Origin of the sequence: Streptomyces sp. NRRL S-31 (assembly GCF_000718775.1) — a bacterium.
Classification (GTDB): Bacteria; Actinomycetota; Actinomycetes; order Streptomycetales; family Streptomycetaceae; genus Streptomyces.
In genome coordinates this window covers 82,897-104,041 of the sequence record NZ_JOCB01000021.1, presented here as the reverse complement: position 1 = coordinate 104,041, position 21,145 = coordinate 82,897, and the positions used below count along the sequence as shown (strand labels likewise).

Sequence of the window (21,145 nt, the reverse complement as noted above, 5' to 3'; positions counted from 1 at the left end):
ATACTCCTTGCGGATCGCCATCAGACCGGGCATCTCATGCTCGGCGAGGGTGATCTCCTTACGGCCGAACTCGGCCAGCGACAGGTCGGCGACCTTGAAGTCCTGTCGGTTCTCGACAGTCGTCATTGCGAGCTGCTCCTCGGGGTTGGGGCGAGGTGGGTACGGCTGGTCTGCGCGGCGGCGGACACAGGGGTGCCCGAGAAGAGGACACAGGCATGCCCGCGTGCGCGCAGCGCAGTCCGTCGGAGGCCCTCTCTCCCTCGGCCGGTCCATGGTGACCACCCGACCGCCATCAGCAGCGACGTCTGGCTCCGTCCCAAGCTACACCGCACGCCCCCGTGGGCCCCAGTCCGCCGTCGGATTCCTCTGGTCTTCCTCCGGCCGTTCTCGAGGCGGGCGGTACGCCGGCAGCGTGCCGGGGCGGGGCGGGGAACCGGCCGGCTGCCCGGGTCAGTGACCGGCGGGGTGCGGGTTGGGGCCGCCCGGGGTGGCCTCCGGGTCCGGGCCCTTGGCGGCCTCGGTCTCGCTGTATATGTCGGGCTCCAGGTAGATCACGCGGGCGATGGGGACGGCGGCGCGGATGCGGGCCTCGGCGGCGTCGATGGCGGTCGCGACCTCGGCGGCGGTGTCGTCGTGCCGGACGGCGATCTTCGCGGCGATCAGCAGTTCCTCGGGGCCGAGGTGCAGCGTGCGCATGTGGATGATGCGGGTGACCGTGTCGCCGTCGACGATCGCGGCCTCGATCTTCTTGACGTCCTCGACGCCCGCGGCCTCGCCCAGCAGCAGCGACTTGGTCTCGGCGGCCAGGACCAGGGCGATCAGGACGAGCAGGACACCGATGCAGACGGTGCCGATGCCGTCCCAGACGCCGTCGCCGGTGAGCAGGGAGAGGCCGACGCCGCCGAGGGCGAGGGCCAGACCGATGAGCGCGCCGAAGTCCTCCAGGAGGACGACGGGCAGCTCGGGCGCCTTGGCGCGGCGGATGAACTGGGCCCAGGAGAGCCTGCCGCGCAGCTCGTTGGACTCCTTGATGGCGGTGCGGAAGGAGAAGCCCTCGGCGATGATCGCGAAGAGGAGGACGCCGACCGGCCAGTACCAGTGCTCCAGTTCGTGCGGGTGGCGGATCTTCTCGAAACCCTCGTAGACGGCGAACATGCCGCCGACGGAGAAGAGGACGATGGAGACCAGGAAGGCGTAGATGTACCGCTCGCGGCCGTAGCCGAAGGGGTGTTGCGGGGTGGCCTCGCGCTGTGCCTTCTTGCCGCCGACGAGCAGCAGGAACTGGTTGCCCGAGTCGGCGAGCGAGTGGACGCCCTCGGCGAGCATCGAGGAGGAGCCGCTGAACGCGAACGCCACGAACTTCGATGCCGCGATCGCGAGGTTGGCGCCGAGTGCCGCCACGATCGCCTTGGTACCGCCTGACGCGCTCATGTGTCCGCGTTGTCCCTTCGCCTGTGCCGGCCTCGTACTTCTGTCCGGGCAGGTACCCGGCTTTGCCCGGCCTTTGCCGGTGGATCATTCTTGCAGCCCGCCGGGCACCGACGCGTCAGGTGTCCACAACCCCGGTCATATGATCCGCGGTCTGTCCACAGCCCCGGTCAGACGATCACGGTGGCGCGGAAGACGGTGCCCGTTCCCGAGATCTCCGCCTGCTCGCCGGCCGGGACGAACACCGAGCGGCCGGGGCCCAGTTCCTGCTCGCCGGCCCGGACGGCACCGGCCGTGCAGAGCAGGATCTGCGGGGTGTCCCGGGTGAGGTCGTGGCTGGCGCCGCCCTCGGGGAGGACGTAGCGGGAGAGCCGGAACTCGTCGATCGGCGTCTCGTAGACCTCTTCGCCGTCCGGCGACGCCTCCGGGCGCAGCACGCCCGGGTCGCTCGGGGTGAAGCGGACGATCCGCAGCAGTTCGGGGACGTCGACGTGCTTGGGGGTCAGGCCGCAGCGCAGGACGTTGTCGGAGTTGGCCATGATCTCGACGCCGAGGCCGCTGAGGTAGGCGTGCGGGATGCCGGCGCCGAGGAAGAGGGCCTCGCCGGGCTGGAGCCGGACGTGGTTGAGGAGCATGGCGGCGATGACGCCCGGGTCGCCCGGGTAGTGGCGGGCGATGTCGGCGTAGGGGGCGTAGGCGCCGCCGAGGCGGACGCAGGCCGCGGCGGCCTCGGCGACCGTGCGGGCGGTCTCCTCGGGGTCGGCGCTGAGGATCGCGGTGAGGACCTCGCGCAGGGCGGCGTCCTCGGGGTGGGCGTGCAGCAGGTCGACGTACGGCTTGAGGGAGTCCACGCCGAGTCCGTCGAGCAGACCGGCGGCCTGGAGCGGGGCGCGGAAGCCGCACAGGCCGTCGAACTCGGTGAGCGCGCAGATCAGCTCGGGCTTGTGGTTGGCGTCCTTGTAGTTGCGGTACGGGGCGTCGATCGGGACGCCGCGCCGCTCCTCGTCGGCGTACCCCTCCTGGGCCTGCTTCAGGTCGGGGTGCACCTGGAGCGACAGGGGGGCGCCGGCGGCGAGGATCTTGAGCAGGAACGGCAGGTGGGGGCCGAACTTCGCGACCGCGCGGGCGCCGAGTTCGCGTTCCGGGTCGGCCTGGATGACCTCGACGAGGGTGCCGCGGTGGGTGCGCGACGGGGCGCCCGGGTGCGCTCCCATCCACATCTCCGCCTGGGGCTCGCCGGTCGGCGCGACGCCGAGCAGGTGCGGGATGGCGGTGGGGGAACCCCAGGCGTAGGGGCGGACGGTGTTGTCGAGGCGGTCCATGTGTCTTCTCTGTCTCCGTACGTACGCGACTCGGCCGGCGTCGTCGCTTCCCCCCGCGCCGCTGGGCGCGGGGGGCCGGCCACGAGTCAGATCAGGCCCCCGAAGCGAGCGCCAGGTAAACGGCGGCGAAATCCGTGACGGCGATCAGTTCCGCCAGGGTCTCCAGTTCGCCGCCCTCCTCCGGCTCCAGTTCGCTGATCGGCGTGTCGTGGCTGAGGGCCACGTCCCGGGCGGCCGGGGCGGCGGTGAGGCCGCCGATCGGGCGGTCGCGGAGCAGCACCACGCGCGCGTGCAGCGCGGGCGGCTCCTCCACGCGGTCGCGGAAGAAGTCGTCCGGGTCGGCGCTGGCGGCGAGCGGACCGGCCAGCAGGGCGCTGTGCTCGGCGAGCGCCTCGGGCAGTTCCGCGACCAGGGCGGGGCGGCCGGCGAGCTCGGCGAGGGCGGCGGCGAACCGGCGGCCCGCCGGACCGGCCGAGGTGCCCTCCGTCCACACGACGGGGAGCGCGTCGGCGAGTTCGGCGGCGAGGGTCTTGGCCGAGTTGCTGTAGGTCGCGATGGCGGGGCCGCAGCGCTCGGCGATGTGGTCGAGGCGGTCGGCGACCTTCTCCAGGGCCTCCGGCGGGGCGCTGAGCAGGCCGATGCGGTCCAGCAGCGCCAGCAGCGGGGTGAGCAGCGCCCAGAAGACGCCCGGGGAGGACGCGGCGACCGGCTCCCCCTGGTCGTAGGGGGCCGTGGCCATCGGCACGAACAGGCCGTGGGCGCCGTCGACCGCCTCGGCGAGCGGGGTGTGGGGCGGAGCCACGCCGACGACGGTGCAGCCGCGGCGGTAGGCCTGGTCGGCGAGGAGGGAGAGGCTCGGTTCGGTGCCGTCCGGGGTGGCGATGAGCAGCAGGTCCACGGAGCCGGCCCAGCCCGGGAGTTCCCAGCGCAGGGCGCCCGCGGCCGGGGCCACGCCGACGGGGGCGAGCCGGACTACGGGGCTGCCGACACCGGCCAGGGTGCCGAGGAGGTCGGCGGTGTGGGTGGCGGCGGCGCCGGGGCCGGCGATGAGGACGGCGCGGGGGCGGCCGTCGGGCTTGAGGTCGCCGACGCCGGCCTCGGCGGCGTGCCGGGCGGCGGTGCGGACGCGGGCGCCGGCCTCCGCCGCGCCGCGCAGCAGACCTAGGCGGTCGGCCGCGGCGAGGCCCTCCGGGGTGTCGAGCAGCGATTCGTCCAGCATGGGCGGCAGCCTCCGATCGCCGGGGTCCTGTGGGTGCTACGAGGGGCGGGTGCCGCGTCAGACGGGGCGGCGGGCCTCGTCGACCAGCAGGACCGGGATGCCGTCGCGGACCGGGTAGGCGAGGCCGCAGTCCTGGCCGGTGCAGATCAGCTCGCTGTCCTGCTCCTTCAGGGGGGCGTGGCAGGCCGGGCAGGCGAGGATCTCCAGGAGGCCGGCTTCGAGCGCCATGGGGTGTCCCTTCGGGAGCGGGGGTGGGTCTGTGGACATGCCCGGTCAGCGTACCGCCGTTGGGCAGGCGGATCAGCCCCTGATGATCGCCAGCGCCTCGTCGCGGATCTTGGCCATCGTCGCCGCGTCCTCGGCCTCGGCGTTCAGGCGGAGCAGCGGTTCCGTGTTGGACGGGCGGACGTTGAACCACCAGTCGGCCGCGGCGACCGTGAGGCCGTCGAGGTCGTCGAGGGTGACGCCGGGGCGGCCCTCGTACGCGGCCCGGATCGCGGCGAGGCGGGCGGCCTGGTCGGCGACGGTGGAGTTGATCTCGCCGGAGCCCGTGTAGCGGTCGTACTGGGCGACCAGGGCGGAGAGCGGGCCTTCCTGGCCGCCGAGGGCCGCGAGGACGTGCAGGGCGGCCAGCATGCCGGTGTCGGCGTTCCAGAAGTCCTTGAAGTAGTAGTGCGCCGAGTGCTCGCCGCCGAAGATGGCGCCGGTGCGGGCCATCTCGGCCTTGATGAAGGAGTGGCCGACCCGGGTACGGGCCGGGGTGCCGCCGTGTTCCCGCACGACCTCGGGGACGGTGCGGGACGTGATCAGGTTGTGGATGACGGTGCCCGTGCCGCCGTTGCGGGCCAGTTCGCGGGCGGCGACCAGCGCGGTGATCGCGGACGGGGAGACCGGGTCGCCGTTCTCGTCCACGACGAAGCAGCGGTCGGCGTCGCCGTCGAAGGCGATGCCGAGGTCGGCGCCCTCCGCGGGGACCCTCTTCTGGAGGTCCACGAGGTTGGCCGGGTCGAGCGGGTTGGCCTCGTGGTTGGGGAAGGTGCCGTCCAGTTCGAAGTACATCGGGACGAGGGTCAGGGGCAGGCCGTCGAAGACCGAGGGGACCGTGTGGCCGCCCATGCCGTTGCCGGCGTCGACCACGACCTTCAGCGGGCGGATGGAGGAGAGGTCGACGAGGGAGCGGAGGTACGCCGCGTAGTCCTCCAACGTCTCGCGGGAGGTGAGGGTTCCCGGGCGGTCGACGGGGCGCGGGGCGCCCTCCGCCAGCCAGCGCTCGGCCAGCTCGCGGATCCGCGCCAGGCCGGTGTCCTGGCCGACCGGGGCGGCACCCGCGCGGCACAGCTTGATGCCGTTGTACCGGGCCGGGTTGTGGGAGGCCGTGAACATGGCGCCGGGGAGGTCCAGCGCGCCGGAGGCGTAGTACAGCTGGTCCGTGGAGCACAGGCCGATCTCGGTGACGTCCACGCCGCGGTCCGCCGCGCCGCGCGCGAAGGCGCGGGAGAGGGCGGGGGACGAGGGCCGCATGTCGTGGCCGACGACGATGGCCGCCGCCCCCGTCACGTCCGCGAAGGCGGCGCCGAAGAGTGCGGCCAGTTCCTCGTCCCACTGGTCCGGGACCACTCCGCGCACGTCGTACGCCTTCACGATCTGTGACAGATCAGCAGTCACGGCCAACCCTCCTGAAGTCCTATGGGTGCCCACAAACTACCCGTCCGGGGTGAGCGGGGGACGTGCGGACACCGGGTGGACCCGCCGTGGGCCCCCTGCGGTAACGCCCGCGCGAGGCGAATCGTCACGCCTGGCGGGGGCGGCGCGGGCCGGCCTTCACTTGTCCGGGGAGCGCAGCACTCTCAGGTGGCCGCGGCGGGCGACCTCCATGGGGTCCGCGGCACGGGTCGTGCCACCGCCCGCCTCGGCCGTGCGCTCCTGCGGGCGGGCCGCCTCGCGCACGGCGTTGGCCAGCGCCTCCAGGTCGTCTCCGCTGGGCCGCGCGGGCGCGGAGCCGTCGAGGAGCCGTACGACCTCCCAGCCGCGCGGGGCGGTGAGGCGCTCGGAGTGCTCGGCGCACAGGTCGTAGCAGTGGGGTTCGGCGTAGGTGGCGAGCGGGCCGAGGACCGCGGTCGAGTCGGCGTAGACGTACGTCAGCGTCGCGACGGCGGGTCGGCCGCAGGCGGTGCGCGAACAGCGACGTACAGGGCTCACGACGATGGACGGTACCGCACTCTTGAGCGGGCCGCGACGACTCCCCACCAGGTCACTCCACCGTGTCGCGCTGTGATCCGCCCCACACCCCCTTGGGGACGGACCCCGCTGACCTGCGCGGACCGGGCCATAAGGGGTGCCGGACGGGCCGCTGCCCGGTCATGACTCGGTACAAACACCGTCAATTGCCTTGAGTTCGGCGGTCTGGGAGAGTTACGGAAACGAGCCAGACGTTGGCTGGAACGGTCATCCCGCGACACGGGGAGCCGGGGGCCGGTTCGCCGCGTGGAACCGGACGGGCGCAGGGCGCGGGGACTACGCTTCACCAGTGATGGACAACCGTGTACCGCCCCGTGCCACCGGACCCGGACCCCGTCGCCGTGATCGCCACGGGCGGGGCATGCGAGGGCCGATCGCGCCGCCGCAGGTGCCGCTGGCGGCCAGCCGCGCCGAGGTGTTCGCGGACCTGGTGCAGGACTCCGTGGAACGTCTGGAACGGCACTGGCCGCAGCTGGCCGACATCGACTTCCTGGTGCTGGAGGTGCCCCGGCTGGACGGGCGGGGCGAGCAGGCGGCATGGGCGGACGGGACCGTGCCGCTCGGTGGCACCCTCCCCGCGCAAGACGGTCGGCGGGCCCGGGTGGTCGTGTACCGGCGGCCGGTGGAGATCCGGACCAAGGGACGGGACGAGCGCGCGGCGCTGGTGCACGAGGTCGTGGTGGAGCAGGTGGCCGAGCTGCTCGGGCTGACGCCGGAGACGGTGGATCCGCGGTACGGGGAGGACTGAGGAGCGGGGAGTTCCGTCGGACTCCCGCCGTCCGCCCCGTACCGGTGCCGGCTCCGGGGTTCCCTCGGAGCCGGGGTCACCTCTGAAGCCGGGGCGCCGAAGGAGCCGGGGTCACCTCTGGAGTATCGAGAGGTCTTCCCGCGTCTGGGGTACCGCCACCGTCCCGTGGTCGTTCGACACGGTCTGGACGGTGAAGGCGGGGACGCCCCCCTCGCTGACCGCGAGGGTGCGGGAGGCGTAGACCGGGGCGCCGGAGACGGGTTCCACCGTGAGGGCGTACGTGCCCTTGCCGCCCGCCGGGACCGGGGCGTCGATGTTCTGGGTGGTGCCGGACTTGATCGTGTACGTCTTCGTCACCGGGCTCCCGCCCTCGCTGCCGGCCGACGCCGTGACCTTGACCGTGGCCGTTCCGCCGGGGGCCGTCAGGGCCAGGGTCGTGCCCTTGGCGCTGTTGTCGGCCGAGGTCGCACGGGTGCCGACGGCGGCGGTGGCCGGGATGAACGCCATCTCCTTCCTGTCCCCCTCGCCCCGGACCACCTGGAGGGCCGCGACGACCGGGACCTGCTGCCGGCCGGTGGGGGTGAGGACCAGGGAGCCGGCCTCGCCCCGGGTGACGTCACCGAGGTCGACCGCCGTCGTCATGCCGGACTTGACGTGCACGCTCTCGTTCCCGGCCGGGGTGATCAGGCCCTGGGGCGAGGCCAGGCGGATCTTCAGGTCGGCGTCCTCGTCGCCGGGGGCGAAGGCGATCAGACGGACGTCGGTGGCGTCCTTCGGGATGCCGGGCAGGACCAGGCTGCCGGCCGGGTCGGCGGCGGCGGCCAGCCAGTCGCCGCCCGCCTTGTCGTCGAGGGCCTGCACGGCCGCGCCGACCCGGCCGCTGCGCACGCTGACGTGCACGGTCAGGTCGGTCTGCCGTTCGTCGGTGAGCGTGGACAGCAGGATCGCGTCGCTCGCGTGCGGCTTGACGGTGAGGTTCTCGCCCAGCGGGGCCTTGAGCGCGCCGTCCTTGCCGTACAGCCCGATGTCGACGACGGCTGCGGCCGAGTCGTCGGGGTTGGTCAGGTGGACGTAGTCGGTGCGGCCGGCGGCGGTGCTCGCGCCGGGGAACCAGAACTCGGTGTCCGGGCCGGCGCAGTTGACACCCAGGAGGCCGCGGCCGGTGCCGACGGCGACCTCGGTGGTCTCCTGGACGGTCCAGCCGGGCGCGAACCCGCCGTCCGCGGTGCCGATGAGCGCCGACGCGTCGCCGCCGGAGGTGTCGCCGGTGGCCGGCGTGCCCGGCGCCTTCGGCGTGAGCACGGGCTGCCCGGTCTTCTTCCCGGTGCCCTTGCCGGTCCCGTCGGCCGCCACCAGCCGGGCCGCGCCGTCGCGCGCGGCGCCCCGGGTGACGGGGGTGAACGAGGTGTACGACGTGTCGGCGATGTCCGAGGAGCTCGGCGCCGGGCAGAGCAGGCCGGTGCGCTCCACGGGCAGGTGCGCGGCGGCCACCGGGGCGGCGCCCGACGCGGCCGGTGGGTCGAACGCGGCGAACGCGGTGACGGCGGCCAGTGCGGCCGTGCCGGCGATCAGGGACAGGGTGGTGCGGTTCACTGCTGGCTCCCGTCGGGACGCCGGCCGCCGGTGCCGTGGGGGTGCTGGGCCTGGTCGTAACCCTGCTGGGCGGGGTCGTAGCCCTGCTGGGCCTGGTCGTAGCCCTGCTGGGCCTGGTCGTAGCCCTGCTGGGCCTGGTCGTACCCCTGGTGCCCGTAGGCCGAGGGATCGTAGGCCGCCGGGTCGTAGGGCGGCTGGTCGTCGGTGCCGTTGTAGCCGTACGGGTCGTACGGGGTCGTCTGGTAGGGGTCGGGCTGCTGATACGGCTGCTGGTCGTAGCCGGTCGCGGTCTGGTACGGGTCCGTGCCGTAGCCGGAGTGCCCGGCGGACTCGTAGGAGGCCGGGTCGTACCCGTCGTAGGACTGCTGGTGGGGCACGGCGGCCGGGGCCTGGTCCGGGAGCGGGGGCTGGTCCGGGAGCGGCTCGTCCGGGAGCGGCGTGTCCGGCCGGTCCTCGGCGGGCGGTTGCTGCTCCTCGGTCTGGGCGCGCAGGCGGCGGGCGCGGCGGCCCTCGCCCGTGGCGGCCTGGGCGGGCACGGGCTGCTCCTCGGGCAGGTCGTCGTCGACGTCGCGGCGGCGGCCGGGCAGGGCGAGGACGACCAGGACGACGGCGAGGGCGCCCTGCGCCCAGAGCCAGGCGGTGTGGGCGAGCGGGGCGTCGTAGGTGACGTCCAGCCGGCCTCCGCCGGCGGGCAGCCGGAAGCCCTGGGCCCAGCCGTCGACCGTGGTGCGGGTGAGCGGCTTGCCGTCGAGGGTGGCCATCCAGCCGTCGGCGGCGCTGTCGGCGAGGCGCAGGACGCGGTCGCCGGAGCCGGAGGGGATCGTGGTGTGGATCTCCACCGGGCCCGCGGCGACCGGCTGGGCCTTGCCGGAGCCGTCGGCGGCCACCACGGCCGCGCGGGCGACCTCCTGGTCGACGCGCCACAGGGCGCTGCCGTCCTGCTGGCTGAGCCTGCTCAGGCCGGGGGTGGCGTCGAGGACGCGGGCGATCTCGCGGGGGGCGCCCTTGTGGACGAGGACGTAGCGCACGGCGAAGCCGCCGAGTTCGTCGGCCTGGTCGGCGCCGGAGCCGGCGACCAGGTTGGCGACGGTCTTGTCCAGGCGGGCGTTCCCGCCGTCGGCGGCGGCGAGTTCGGCGTCGCCCATGCGGGCACCGGAGCCGCGGACCAGGCTGTAGCGCACGCGCGCGGTGGAGTCGCTGTCCAGGACCAGGGTGCGGGCCTGGTCGCCGCCGGCGGAGTCCTCGGCGACGAACGCGGGCACCTGGGCCGGGTCGCGGCGCTCCAGGGGGCCGTCGGCGCCGCGGATCATCCAGCCGGCGGCGACGAGCAGCGGACCGGCGGCCGAGGCGAAGGCGATCAGGGCGGCGACGGGCTGGCGCCAGCCGAAGCTCTGCTCGGCCACGCGCGCGCGGGCGCCGTCGGCGCCGAGCGCGGCGGCGGCCAGCAGGGCGATGCCGTAGACCAGGGTGGCCGGGCCGGCCCAGGCGGACTTGTCGGACAGGACCGCGAAGACGAGGCCGGTCAGGGCGACGGCCCAGGCGGTGCGGATGCCGAGCTGCCGTTCGGAGCGCAGCAGGGCGGCGAGCGCGGCGAGCACGATGCCGATGAGCATCAGGCCGTGCACGGTGCCGGGGCCGCCGGGGGTGGCGCCGAGCAGGTCGAGCGCGGAGGCGGCCGAGGCGCCGTACTCCAGTCCGGCCTCCTGGAAGAAGCCGGTCGGCAGGAGGGTCAGCGACCAGGGGGCGAGGACCAGCAGCGGGGTGCCGAGCTGGGCGAGGAAGCGCAGGCCGTGGGCGACGAGGTCGCCGCGGCGCAGCACGAGCACGCCGAGGCCGAGCAGCAGCGCGATGGGCCAGACGATCGGTGTGAAGGCGGTGGTGAGGGTCAGCAGCAGTGCGTACGCCCAGGTGGCACGCCAGCTGCCGCGGGCGCCGCCGCGGTTGGCCAGGCCGCTCGCCGCGATGCCCGCGCGCGCGATGAGCGGCAGCAGCACGGCGAGGACGGCGGTGCCGACGCGTCCGCCGGCCAGGGCGCCGGTGGTGGCCGGCAGGAAGGCGTAGGCGATGGCGGCCCAGGCGCGCAGCAGCCGGGAGGTGACCAGGGGCCGGGAGGCGAAGTAGGCGGTGAGTCCGGCGAGCGGCACCGAGCAGACCAGCAGGATGGTGACGGCGAGTCCGGTGGAGCCGAACAGCAGCGAGGCGAGGGTCGCGACGATCGCCAGGTAGGGCGGGGCGGACGAGGTGGCGCCGGTGCCCGACGGGTGCCAGGCGTCCAGGTACCGCGACCACAGGTCGCCCGCGCCGGCCGGGGCGGGCAGCAGGGCGCCGCCGCCGAGCGCGCCGCCGCCGAGCAGGGCGCGGCAGGCGGCGAGGGAGATGAGCAGCAGCGCGAGGAAGAGCACCGGGCCGGGTCTGCGGGCGATCCGCTTGAGCCGGGCGAACTGCTCGACCTCCAGGAAGTCGGCGTCGTCGCCGCCGGGTCCGGACTCCACGGCGCCGCCGTGCCGGCCGGCCGAGGAGGTGTCGGTGTCGTGGCCGCTGCTGAGGTTGCCGGCGATCTGTTCCACGGTGGCCCGGACGGTGGCGCCGGGCGGCGGGAAGAGCTGGCGCAGTTCGCCCTTGTCGATCCGGGAGGGTCCGCGGCGGCGCCGGGCGGCGATGATCCGCTCCGGCCGCAGCAGGGTGCTCAGCAGACCGCGGATCTCGTCGACGGCCTGGCCGGGGACCTTGCCGACGAGGTAGGCGAGGGTGCGCAGCACGGTGCCGAGGACGAGTCGCAGCAGCACCCAGGGCAGCGCGGCCGTACGGGTGTTGACGAGCAGGGTGTAGACGGCGCCGGCCTTGTCGACCTTGTGCGGGGAGGCGGCGGTGCGGCCGGCGCAGTCGACCGTGCGGCGCTCGCGCGAGGCGGCCTCGGCGTGCCGGACGACGGCGTCGGGGGCGATCAGGACGCGGTGGCCGGCGGTGTGGACGCGCCAGCACAGGTCGATGTCGTCGCGCATCAGGGGCAGCCGGCGGTCGAAGCCGCCGAGCTGTTCGAAGACGTCGCGGCGGATGAGCATGCCGGCGGTGGAGACGGCCAGCACGCCGCGGACGTGGTCGTGCTGGCCCTGGTCCTGTTCGCGGCGGTCCAGGCCGGTCCAGCGGCGGCCGGAGTTGGCGATGGAGACGCCGACCTCCAGCAGTTGGCGGCGGTCGTACCAGCCGCGCAGCTTGGGTCCGACCACCGCGACGTCGTCGCGGCCGAGTTCGAGTTCGTTGTCGACGACCCGCAGCATCTGGGCGAGGGCGTCGGGTTCGGGGGCGCAGTCGTCGTGCAGCAGCCACAGCCACTGGACCGGCTCGCCGTGCGGCAGTTCGGGCAGGTCGTAGGCGTCGTCGCGCCAGGTGCGCGTGACGGGGTCCCAGCCGCTGGGGCGCTTGAGGTAGGGCAGGTCCTCCGGGGTGAGGACGGGGGCGGTGCGGCTCGCCTCCTCCACTGCCTGGCCGAAGCCGGTGCGGCGGGCGAGGTGCAGGACGCCCGCGTCGCCGAGGGCGTCGCCGAGCAGCCGGGCGGAGTCGTCCGCGCTGCCGGTGTCGGCGGCCACCGCGTGCTGGACGGGGCGCTCCTGGCCGAGCAGCCCGGCGAGGGCGTCGGGCAGCCAGCGGGCGCCGTCGTGGGAGACGAGGACCGCGGTCACCACATGGCGCGGGAACTCGGGCGGGCGGGACGGGTCAAACACGGCGGTGGCAGCGCCGTGTCGGGCTGCCGCATGGCTGTGCACGGACATCGAGGTACGGGCCCCGGTTCGATGGACTGCGGTGGACGCCTCTGTCTCCCCGTGCGTCGGGGGACAGCGGGGCGCCTCGGACGAGCGACCACACTATCGGCTGCCCAGGGCGAGAGCCCGCCGCCTGTGGACAACCCACCGGTTACGCACCGTTGGTGACGTTCCCACGCATACGCGCGCGGGTGTCCGTGAGTACCGCGCGCGTGGGCGACCGCCTCAGACGGCGGCCTTCTTGAGGCGGCGGCGCTCACGCTCCGACAGACCGCCCCAGATGCCGAAGCGCTCGTCGTTGGCGAGGGCGTATTCCAGGCACTCGGAGCGGACCTCGCAGGCGAGGCAGACCTTCTTCGCCTCTCTGGTGGAGCCGCCCTTCTCGGGGAAAAAGGACTCCGGGTCGGTCTGGGCGCAGAGCGCGCGCTCCTGCCAGCCGAGTTCCTCGTCCGCGTCGTCGACCAGCAGTTGCTGCACCAGCTCGGTCATGTGCGCCCCTCGTCAGTCTTTCGCGTCCCCGTGCGTGGCCGTCACCGTTCTCGGCTGAACGACACGAGTGAAATTACAAGTGTGCTGCTCCGGGCGAGTCAAGCCGAGATCTGCTATTGGGCCCGTTATTCACTCTGCGGAACCAAGGCCAAGCGGAAAGTGTTCAAATCGCCATAAACCTTGACACGCAGCCGGACCCACGGGGGCGATCGGACCCCGTACAGCGTCTCTGTACGAGTGAAGACGCCTCCGTGTTCGATCGCGTTCCGCGGGGCTCTAGCGCTCGGATGTGCCCCATGTGTCCCGAGACCCGCGAGAACAAACCTTTCATCTGCCAGATCGACCGGATGAGGTGAAACATGTCCCACATGGCGGGCCCCGAGTTGACAGTGCGGGTGTGAACCGATGTCCTAGTGGGCATGCTCGCGAACTTGGCACTCACCTCGACCCGCACCGCCGGGTCCCTCGGTGCCGCCCGCGCGCGCTGTAGCTGTTGCCGCTGTCACAGCTGTTGAGCCAAGCCCGCTCCGGCTGTCCCCGAGTCCATCCCGGCTCGGTCGCGTTCCGCGTTCCCCGATCCCTCATCCAGGGCATCCTCGCCCGCCCGTGACCCGGGCGGACCGTACGCGTCACCCCAGTACCGCCTCCCGGCTCCGGCCCCCCACTCTTCCGCCGAGGACCACCGCACCCGATGAACAGCGACAACGACCTCCAGATCGCCGGCGACATCCTCGAAGTCCCGCACCTGCTCCAGCCGCCGCGCGAACACCCGGCCACCGTCGCCGAGTTCGTGGGGCTCGCCCGCTCGATCGCCGCCGACCGGGACCAGTGGGCGCACCTGGTCCGGTACGACGCCACCACCCGCTGGTACCACCGGCTGCGCACCGGCCCCGGTTACGAGGTCTGGCTGCTGTCCTGGGTGCCCGGGCAGGGCAGCGGACGGCACGACCACGGCCGCTCCTCCGGCGTGCTCAGCCTCCTGGAGGGCACCCTCACCGAGCACACCGCGCGCGGCACGCGCACGCTGACGGCGGGCGCCCAGCGGGTGTTCGGGCCGGGGTACGCCCACGAGGTCGTCAACGACGCGCTGGAGCCCGCGGTCAGCCTGCACGTCTACCACCCGGGCCTGACCGAGATGCCGATGCTCCCCCGGTCCGGGCCCGGGACGGCCGGGGAGACGGGCGGGGGAACGGCAGCGGGTACCACCGAAGGCGCCCTCACGTCCCCGCACTGCGCGCCGCACCCCGGACCGCACCAGGTGTCCGCCTGACGCGTTGTCGTATCCGCCTGCCAGACTGGCTCCCATGCGCATTGTGGTTCTGGCAGGCGGCATCGGCGGTGCCCGTTTCCTGCGTGGTCTGAAGCGGGCCGTGCCGGACGCGGACGTCACGGTCATCGGCAACACCGGCGACGACATCCATCTCTTCGGGCTGAAGGTCTGCCCGGACCTCGACACGGTGATGTACACGCTGGGCGGCGGCATCAACGAGGAGCAGGGCTGGGGGCGGAGCGACGAGAGCTTCCACCTCAAGGAGGAACTGGCGGCCTACGGGGTCGGGCCGGAGTGGTTCGGGCTCGGGGACCGGGACTTCGCCACGCACATCGTGCGGACGCAGATGCTCGGCGCGGGCTATCCGCTCAGCGCGGTCACCGACGCGCTGTGCGACCGCTGGCAGCCGGGCGTGAAGCTGATCCCGATGTCGGACGACCGCGTCGAGACGCACGTGGCGGTCGAGCTGGAAGGCGAGCGCAAGGCGATCCACTTCCAGGAGTACTGGGTGCGGCTGCGCGCCTCCGTCCCGGCCCAGGCGATCGTCCCGGTCGGTGCCGAGCAGGCCAAGCCGGCGCCGGGCGTGCTGGAGGCCATCGCCCAGGCGGACGTCATCCTCTTCCCGCCGTCCAACCCGGTGGTGTCCATCGGCACGATCCTCGCCGTGCCCGGCATCCGCGAGGCCATCGCGGAGGCGGGCGTGCCCGTGGTCGGCCTCTCCCCGATCGTCGGGGACGCGCCCGTGCGCGGGATGGCCGACAAGGTGCTCGCCGCGGTCGGCGTGGAGTCCACGGCCGCCGCGGTCGCCGCGCACTACGGCTCCGGTCTGCTGGACGGCTGGCTGGTCGACACCGTGGACGCGGGCGCGGTCGAGCGGATCGAGGCGGACGGCATCCGCTGCCGGGCCGTGCCGCTGATGATGACCGACGTCGACGCGGCCGCGCGGATGGCGCGGGAGGCGCTGGCGCTGGCCGAGGAGGTGCGGGGAGCGTGAGCGGGACGGCGTCCGCCGGGACGGGCGAGCGGCCGGAGTACCGGGTATGGGCCCTGTCCGGCATCCCCGAGGTGCGGCCGGGCGACGACCTCGCCAAGCTGATCGCCGCGGCCGGGCCGGACCTCGCCGACGGGGATGTCGTCGTCGTCACCTCGAAGATCGTCTCCAAGGCCGAGGGCCGCGTCGTGCGGGCGGCGGACCGGGAGGCGGCGATCGACGCGGAGACCGTCCGCGTCGTGGCCCGGCGCGGCACGCTGCGCATCGTGGAGAACCGGCAGGGCCTGGTCATGGCCGCCGCCGGGGTCGACGCCTCCAACACCCCCGCCGGGACCGTCCTGCTGCTGCCCGAGGACCCGGACGCGTCCGCGCGCGCCATCCGGGCGGGCCTGCGCGACGCCCTCGGTGTCGACGTCGGCGTCCTCGTCACCGACACCTTCGGGCGGCCCTGGCGCGCGGGGCTCACGGACGTCGCGATCGGCGCCGCCGGGCTGCGTGTGCTGGACGATCTGCGCGGGGGCACGGACGCCCACGGCAATCCGCTCAGCGCGACCGTCGTCGCCACGGCGGACGAGCTGGCCGCCGCCGGTGACCTGGTCAAGGGCAAGGCGGCGGGCCGCCCGGTGGCCGTGGTGCGCGGACTGCCGCACCTGCTGGATCCCGCCGCCGGCGCGGGCGCGCGGGCGCTGGTGCGCTCCGCCCGGGACGACATGTTCCGGCTCGGCACGTCGGAGGCGGTGCGGGAGGCCGTCACCCGGCGCCGTACCGTGCGGTCCTTCACCGATGAGGCCGTGGACCCCGGTGCCGTCCGCCGCGCGGTGGCCGCCGCGGTCACCGCGCCCGCCCCGCACCACACCACGCCCTGGCGGTTCGTGCTGCTGGAGTCGGCCGAGTCGCGGCTACGGCTGCTCGACGCGATGCGCGACGCCTGGATCGCGGACCTGCGCCGGGACGGCAGGAGCGAGGAGTCCATCGCGAAGCGGATCCGGCGCGGTGACGTGCTGCGCGACGCGCCGTACCTGATCGTGCCCTGCCTCGTCATGGACGGCTCGCACACCTACGGGGACGCCCGGCGGGACGGTGCCGAGCGGGAGATGTTCGTGGTCGCGATGGGCGCGGGCGTGCAGAACCTGCTGGTGGCGCTGGCCGGGGAACAACTCGGCTCGGCGTGGGTGTCGTCGACGATGTTCTGCCGGGACGTGGTCCGCGAGGTGCTGGAGCTGCCGGCGCACTGGGATCCGATGGGCGCGGTGGCGGTCGGCCGCGCGGCGCGGGAGCCCGGCGAGCGGCCGGAACGGGACGTACGGGCCTTCGTCGAGGTGCGGTGAGACCGGGGCGGGCGGCACGGCCGGCTCCCGCCGCTCCCCGCGAACGCCTAGTCTCGTAGGACTGGCACCGGCACCTCAAGGCACTACCCCGGGACTCATTCGTGGCAGGACGCTTCCCCCAGCGGCCCACGCGCAGCACCGTGCGCGGCGGGCAGGTGGCGGTGCCCGCGGGGGCCGCCGCCGCGATACCCCGGCAGGCGGTGGTGCCCGCGCGGACCCGGCGGTGGGCGCCGGACGGGCCGCTGGACCTCGGGCTGACCCTCGGGCCGCTGCGGCGCGGGCCCGCCGACCCGACGTTCCGGGCCACCGCGGACGGGTCCGTGTGGCGGGCCTGCCGTACGCCCGCCGGGCCGGGCACGCTGCGCGTACGCGCGTACGGCGGTGAGGTGCTCGGCGAGGCGTGGGGGCCGGGCGCCGGGTGGCTGCTGGAGCAGCTGCCGGAGCTGCTCGGCGGCGCCGACGACCCCGGGGCGTTCGTGCCGCGGCACCGGGTGGTCGCCCAGGCGTGGCACCGGCGACCGGGGCTCCGGCTCACCCGGACCGGGCTGGTGCTGGAGTCGCTGATCCCGTCCGTGCTGGAGCAGAAGGTGACGACCGACGAGGCGTACCGGGCGTGGCGGCTGCTCGTGCGCGGGTTCGGGGAGCCGGCGCCGGGGCCCGCGGGGACGGGCGACCGGCCGATGTTCGTGATGCCGGCGGCGCGGACGTGGGCGCTGATCCCCTCCTGGGAGTGGCACCGGGCCGGTGTGGACGACAAGCGCGCGTCGACGATCCTGCGGGCCGTGCGGGTCGCCGCGCGGCTGGAGCAGGCCGTGGGGATGGAGCCGGTGCAGGCCCGGGCGCGGCTGGAGGTCGTGCCGGGGGTGGGGCCGTGGACGTCGGCGGAGGTGGTGCAGCGCAGTCACGGGGCGGCGGACGAGGTGACCGTCGGGGACCTGCATCTGCCGGGGATCGTCGGGTGGGCGCTGGCGGACGACCGGGACGCGGACGACGCCGGGATGCTGCGGCTGCTGGAGCCGTACGCCGGGCAGCGGCACCGGGCCGCCCGGCTGATCCTGCTGAGCGGCCGGATACCGGCCCGGCGCAAGCCGAAGATGCCCCGGGTGGACATCGGCCTGCTGTGAGGCTCCCCGGCGGTAACGCCCCCGGGGGGCTCCCGCCGCCGGGACCCCTCACGCGGGATGCCGCCCGGCGCCGGCGGAACGCCGCCGGGCTACTGGTCCGGGGAGAACCGCACCGCCCCCGCCGGGATGCGGGCGTCGCACCACACCCGTACTCCCTCGCGCAGCTCGTTGTCCGCGCCCACGACCGCGCCGTCGCCGACCACCGCGCCGGTGAGGACGGAGCGTTCGCCGACGCGGGCGCGGGCGCCGATGAGGGAGTCGGTGATGACGGCGCCGGGTTCGATCACGGCGCCGGGAAGGATGGCCGAGCCGAAGACGCGTGCCCCCGCCGCCACGAACGCGCCCTCGCCGACCACCGTGCCGCCGGTCAGCTTGGCGTCGGGGGCGACCTCGGCCGTGGGCAGCACCAGGCGGTCGCCGCAGCGCCCGGGCACGGCGGGCGAGGGCGCGCGGCCGAGGACCAGGTCGGCCGAGCCGCGGACGAAGGCGGCCGGGGTGCCGAGGTCCAGCCAGTAGGTGGAGTCGACCATGCCCTGGAGGTGGGCGCCGGCCGCGAGCAGGCCGGGGAAGGTCTCGCGTTCGACGGAGACCGTGCGGCCCGCCGGGATCGTGTCGATGACCGAGCGGCGGAAGACGTACGCCCCCGCGTTGATCTGGTCGGTGACGATCTCCTGCGGGGTCTGCGGCTTCTCCAGGAACGCCAGCACCCGGCCCGTCGCGTCGGTGGGCACGAGGCCGTAGGCGCGCGGGTCGGTCACTCGCGTCAGGTGGAGCGAGACGTCCGCGCCCGTCGACTCGTGGGTGTCGACCAGGGCCGCGATGTCCAGGCCGGTCAGGATGTCGCCGTTGAAGACCAGTACCGGGTCGTCGGGACCGGAGTGCAGCCGGGCGGCGACGTTGCGGAGGGCGCCGCCCGTGCCGAGCGGCTCCTCCTCGGTCACGTACTCCAGGTGCAGGCCCAGCGCGGAGCCGTCGCCGAAGTACGGCTCGAAGACCTCGGCCAGATAGCTGGTGGCGAGGACGATGTGCTCGACGCCCGCCGCCCGCGCCCGCGCCAGCTGGTGGGTGAGGAACGGCACCCCGGCGGCCGGGACCATCGGTTTGGGCGTGTGCACCGTGAGCGGTCGCAGCCGGGTGCCTTTGCCGCCGACCAGGAGGATCGCTTCTGTCACCTGTCGTCTCTGCTTCCTGCCGGGACCGGCCGCACTACTCGTGTCACTCGTTTCGGCCGGTCAGTGTATGCAGACCGGGCGACGCCGCCTTCGGTGGCCGCGCGGTGTCCCGCGAGATCGGCGCACGGTTCCCCCGTCCGCGCGGGCCGGTCCCCCGTCCGGCCCCCGTGCGCGCACCCGCCCGCGCGTACGCTGTGCCGGGTGAACGCCACCGATCGCACCCCTGCCGACCTGCTGTCCTCCGCGCTCGCCGCGGACCCCGGCCGCCCCCTGGTGACCTTCTACGACGACGCCACGGGTGAACGCGTCGAGCTCTCCGTGGCCACCTTCGCCAACTGGGTGGCCAAGACCGCCAACCTCCTCCAGGGCGATCTCGCCGCCGGGCCCGGCGACCGGGTCGCGCTGCTGCTGCCCGCGCACTGGCAGACGGCGGTGTGGCTGCTGGCCTGTTCCGCGGTGGGCGCGGTCGCGGACGTCGCCGGGGACCCGGCGGTGGCCGATGTCGTCGTCAGCGGGCCCGACTCGCTCGACGCCGCCCGCGCGTGTCCCGGCGAGCGGGTGGCGCTGGCGCTGCGACCGCTCGGCGGACGGTTCCCGCAGACCCCCGCCGGGTTCCTCGACTACGCCGTGGAGGTGCCGGGCCAGGGCGACCGGTTCGCCCCGTTCGCCCCGGTGGACCCCGAGGCACCCGCGCTCATCGTCGCCGGGCGGGAGTTCAGCGGGGCGGAGGTCGTCGAACGGGCCGCGGCCGAGGCGCCCTCGCTGGGTCTGACGGGTCCCGGGTCGCGCCTGCTGTCCGCGGTGCCGTACGACACCTGGGAAGGGCTCGGCGCGGGACTGTACGCGCCGCTGGCCGTGGGGGGCTCCGTGGTGCTGTGCCGGAACCTGGACCGGCTGGACGAGGACGCCCTGGCCAAGCGCATCGAGAGCGAGCGGGTGACGGCCGTACGGCGGTGACGCCGGCGGCCGGTCCGGGACCCGGTCCGCCGCGCCCCGGACCGGCCGCCCTCACCCGAGTGGAGCAGCAAAGGGCGCTGCCCCGGCCCCTCCCCCGCCATCGTCGTAAGTGCAGCACGCGACGCGCGTACGCCATGAGGGGATGGCCTCACCGTGAGCGACACCGCAGGCAAGCCCCCCGGCCCCGACCCCGGGCCGGGGGCCTCGGCCACCGGGGACGGGCTGGCACGGCGCCGATGGCGGCGCCGGCTACGGAACTCGGCGCTGGGAACGGCCGCGCTCCTCGTCGTGGCCGGCGGCGCCGGCTGGGCCGTCTACGCCAAGCTCAGCGGCAACATCACGGCCGACGAGGCGGCCGCCGCCGAACTGGCGCGCTACGAGCGGGAGCGGCCCACCTCACTGGTCCGGGGCGCGCAGAACATCCTGCTGATCGGGTCCGACACACGGGCCGGGGACGGCAACGGCGCGTACGGCAAGGATCTCGGCACCGAGCGGTCGGACACCACGATCCTGCTGCACCTGGCCGCGGACCGGGGCAGCGCCACCGCCGTCTCGCTGCCCCGGGACCTGATGGTGGACATCCCCGCGTGCCGGCAGCCGGACGGCAGGCGCAGCGATCCGGTGTTCGCGATGTTCAACCAGGCGTTCCAGGTGGGCGGTTCGGCGTGCACGATCCGGACCGTCGAGAGACTCACGGGCATCCGCGTCGACCACCACATGGTGCTGGACTTCAGCGGGTTCAAGGAGATGGTGGACGCCCTCGACGGCGTCCAGGTCTGCCTGCGCGAACCCGTGGACGACAAGGCGGCGAGACTGCGGCTGCCGGCCGGGAAGGTCACGCTCGACGGTGAGCAGGCGCTGGGCTTCGTACGCGCCCGCGAGTCGCTCGGCAACGGCAGCGACACCGGGCGGATGGAGCGTCAGCAGCGGTTCCTCGGCGCGCTCGTCGCCAAGGTGCGGAGCGAGGACGTCCTGCTGAACCCGGTGAAGCTGTATCCGCTGCTGGACGCGGCGACCTCCGCGCTGACCACCGATCCGGAACTGGCGAGCCTGCGCGGTCTGTACCAGTTGGCGCGCGGACTGCGCGACACCCCCACCGAGCGGGTGCGGTTCCTGACGGTCCCGCGGGAGTCGTACGTCTACGACGCCAACCGTGACCAGCTCGTGGAGCCCGAGGCCGAGGAATTGTTCGCACGGCTGCGCGCCGATCGGCCGGTGGCGGTGGCCGAGGAGAATTCACAGGATGTTCCCGGGGAAGTCACAGGCGCGGACGACCCGCAAGGCCCGTCGCCCGCCCCCACGTTCAGCGGCCGCACCGCCGCCGATCACTCCTGCGGGTAAGGGGTTGGCCAAGAGCGCGGACTTTCATTCAGAAAATGAGATGGATTGCCCGGTTGTAGGGACGTCGAATTTGTCACCGGCGTCGCTCGACGCTGAACTGGGCGGATAGTGTGAGCGATCCGGTGCACCATGCCGCGAGGTCCGTCCTGGGGTCGTGCACTGTT

General features: G+C 74.2%; 18 protein-coding genes. 7 read left to right on the top strand and 11 right to left on the bottom strand.

Annotated elements, in window-relative coordinates; all coding sequences use genetic code 11:
* The 7 genes from IF37_RS41890 to IF37_RS0111420 form a co-directional block, all read right to left on the bottom strand.
* The coding region (locus IF37_RS41890) for an adenosylhomocysteinase (RefSeq protein WP_158727326.1) at positions 1 to 126 on the bottom strand (126 nt) is incomplete at its 3' end.
* A gap of 324 nt (positions 127 to 450) precedes the next feature.
* The gene (locus tag IF37_RS0111445) at positions 451 to 1,431 is read right to left on the bottom strand and encodes a cation diffusion facilitator family transporter (RefSeq protein ID WP_030740113.1); all 981 of its coding nucleotides are present in this window, start codon (positions 1,429 to 1,431) and stop codon (positions 451 to 453) included.
* 167 nt (positions 1,432 to 1,598) lie between these two features.
* Complete coding sequence (gene manA / locus IF37_RS0111440) at positions 1,599 to 2,750, bottom strand: mannose-6-phosphate isomerase, class I (protein WP_030740110.1); 1,152 nt, start codon at positions 2,748 to 2,750, stop codon at positions 1,599 to 1,601.
* A 91-nt stretch (positions 2,751 to 2,841) separates the two neighbouring features.
* Complete coding sequence (locus IF37_RS0111435) at positions 2,842 to 3,969, bottom strand: SIS domain-containing protein (RefSeq protein WP_030740107.1); 1,128 nt, start codon at positions 3,967 to 3,969, stop codon at positions 2,842 to 2,844.
* Positions 3,970 to 4,026: 57 nt separating this feature from the next.
* Entirely contained in the window at positions 4,027 to 4,197 is a 171-nt protein-coding gene (locus IF37_RS41885) for a Trm112 family protein (protein WP_079165669.1), read from the bottom strand.
* Between the two features lie 72 nt (positions 4,198 to 4,269).
* Positions 4,270 to 5,634: a phosphomannomutase/phosphoglucomutase gene (locus tag IF37_RS0111425; RefSeq protein WP_030740105.1), complete on the bottom strand. Its 1,365-nt coding sequence runs from the start codon at positions 5,632 to 5,634 to the stop codon at positions 4,270 to 4,272.
* A gap of 156 nt (positions 5,635 to 5,790) precedes the next feature.
* On the bottom strand, positions 5,791 to 6,216 hold the full coding sequence (locus IF37_RS0111420; protein ID WP_079165668.1) for a DUF3499 domain-containing protein: 426 nt from the start codon (positions 6,214 to 6,216) through the stop codon (positions 5,791 to 5,793).
* A gap of 352 nt (positions 6,217 to 6,568) precedes the next feature.
* On the opposite strand from IF37_RS0111420, the gene IF37_RS0111415 reads away from it, so the two are divergent.
* A complete protein-coding gene (locus IF37_RS0111415) occupies positions 6,569 to 6,955 on the top strand; it encodes a metallopeptidase family protein (RefSeq protein WP_030740099.1) in 387 nt (128 codons plus the stop codon).
* A 111-nt stretch (positions 6,956 to 7,066) separates the two neighbouring features.
* Here IF37_RS0111415 and IF37_RS0111410 read toward each other — a convergent pair whose 3' ends face one another.
* The 3 genes from IF37_RS0111410 to IF37_RS0111400 form a co-directional block, all read right to left on the bottom strand.
* Positions 7,067 to 8,548 (bottom strand): DUF5719 family protein, encoded by a 1,482-nt coding sequence (locus IF37_RS0111410; RefSeq protein WP_030740095.1) that lies wholly within the window; start codon positions 8,546 to 8,548, stop codon positions 7,067 to 7,069.
* Complete coding sequence (locus IF37_RS0111405; protein ID WP_106981755.1) at positions 8,545 to 12,318, bottom strand: glycosyltransferase family 2 protein; 3,774 nt, start codon at positions 12,316 to 12,318, stop codon at positions 8,545 to 8,547. Before IF37_RS0111405 ends, IF37_RS0111410 begins: the two co-directional genes overlap by 4 nt.
* Positions 12,319 to 12,534: 216 nt before the next feature.
* Positions 12,535 to 12,798 carry a WhiB family transcriptional regulator gene (locus IF37_RS0111400; protein WP_003975777.1) on the bottom strand — a complete coding sequence of 88 codons (264 nt, stop codon included), beginning with the start codon at positions 12,796 to 12,798 and terminating at the stop codon, positions 12,535 to 12,537.
* A gap of 691 nt (positions 12,799 to 13,489) precedes the next feature.
* Here IF37_RS0111400 and IF37_RS0111395 point away from each other — a divergent pair.
* From IF37_RS0111395 to IF37_RS0111380, 4 genes are all read left to right on the top strand, one after another.
* Complete coding sequence (locus tag IF37_RS0111395) at positions 13,490 to 14,068, top strand: cysteine dioxygenase family protein (protein ID WP_253915730.1); 579 nt, start codon at positions 13,490 to 13,492, stop codon at positions 14,066 to 14,068.
* A gap of 34 nt (positions 14,069 to 14,102) precedes the next feature.
* A complete protein-coding gene (gene cofD, locus IF37_RS0111390) occupies positions 14,103 to 15,062 on the top strand; it encodes a 2-phospho-L-lactate transferase (RefSeq protein WP_030740084.1) in 960 nt (319 codons plus the stop codon).
* Positions 15,059 to 16,387 (top strand): coenzyme F420-0:L-glutamate ligase, encoded by a 1,329-nt coding sequence (locus IF37_RS0111385; RefSeq protein WP_030740072.1) that lies wholly within the window; start codon positions 15,059 to 15,061, stop codon positions 16,385 to 16,387. The genes cofD and IF37_RS0111385 overlap by 4 nt, the downstream gene beginning before the upstream one ends.
* Before the next feature lie 101 nt (positions 16,388 to 16,488).
* Positions 16,489 to 17,511 (top strand): DNA-3-methyladenine glycosylase, encoded by a 1,023-nt coding sequence (locus IF37_RS0111380; RefSeq protein WP_030740069.1) that lies wholly within the window; start codon positions 16,489 to 16,491, stop codon positions 17,509 to 17,511.
* Between the two features lie 89 nt (positions 17,512 to 17,600).
* On the opposite strand, the gene IF37_RS0111375 is transcribed toward IF37_RS0111380, so the two are convergent.
* Positions 17,601 to 18,683, bottom strand: a complete 1,083-nt coding sequence (locus IF37_RS0111375; RefSeq protein WP_030740067.1) for an NDP-sugar synthase — start codon at positions 18,681 to 18,683, stop codon at positions 17,601 to 17,603.
* A 201-nt stretch (positions 18,684 to 18,884) separates the two neighbouring features.
* Between IF37_RS0111375 and IF37_RS0111370 the strand changes: the two genes are divergently transcribed.
* Both IF37_RS0111370 and IF37_RS0111365 read left to right on the top strand, forming a co-directional pair.
* Positions 18,885 to 19,640, top strand: coding sequence for a TIGR03089 family protein (locus IF37_RS0111370; protein WP_030740065.1), 756 nt, complete (start codon positions 18,885 to 18,887; stop codon positions 19,638 to 19,640).
* Between the two features lie 153 nt (positions 19,641 to 19,793).
* Positions 19,794 to 20,981, top strand: a complete 1,188-nt coding sequence (locus tag IF37_RS0111365; protein WP_030740063.1) for an LCP family protein — start codon at positions 19,794 to 19,796, stop codon at positions 20,979 to 20,981.
* The last annotated feature ends 164 nt before the right edge of the window (positions 20,982 to 21,145 follow it).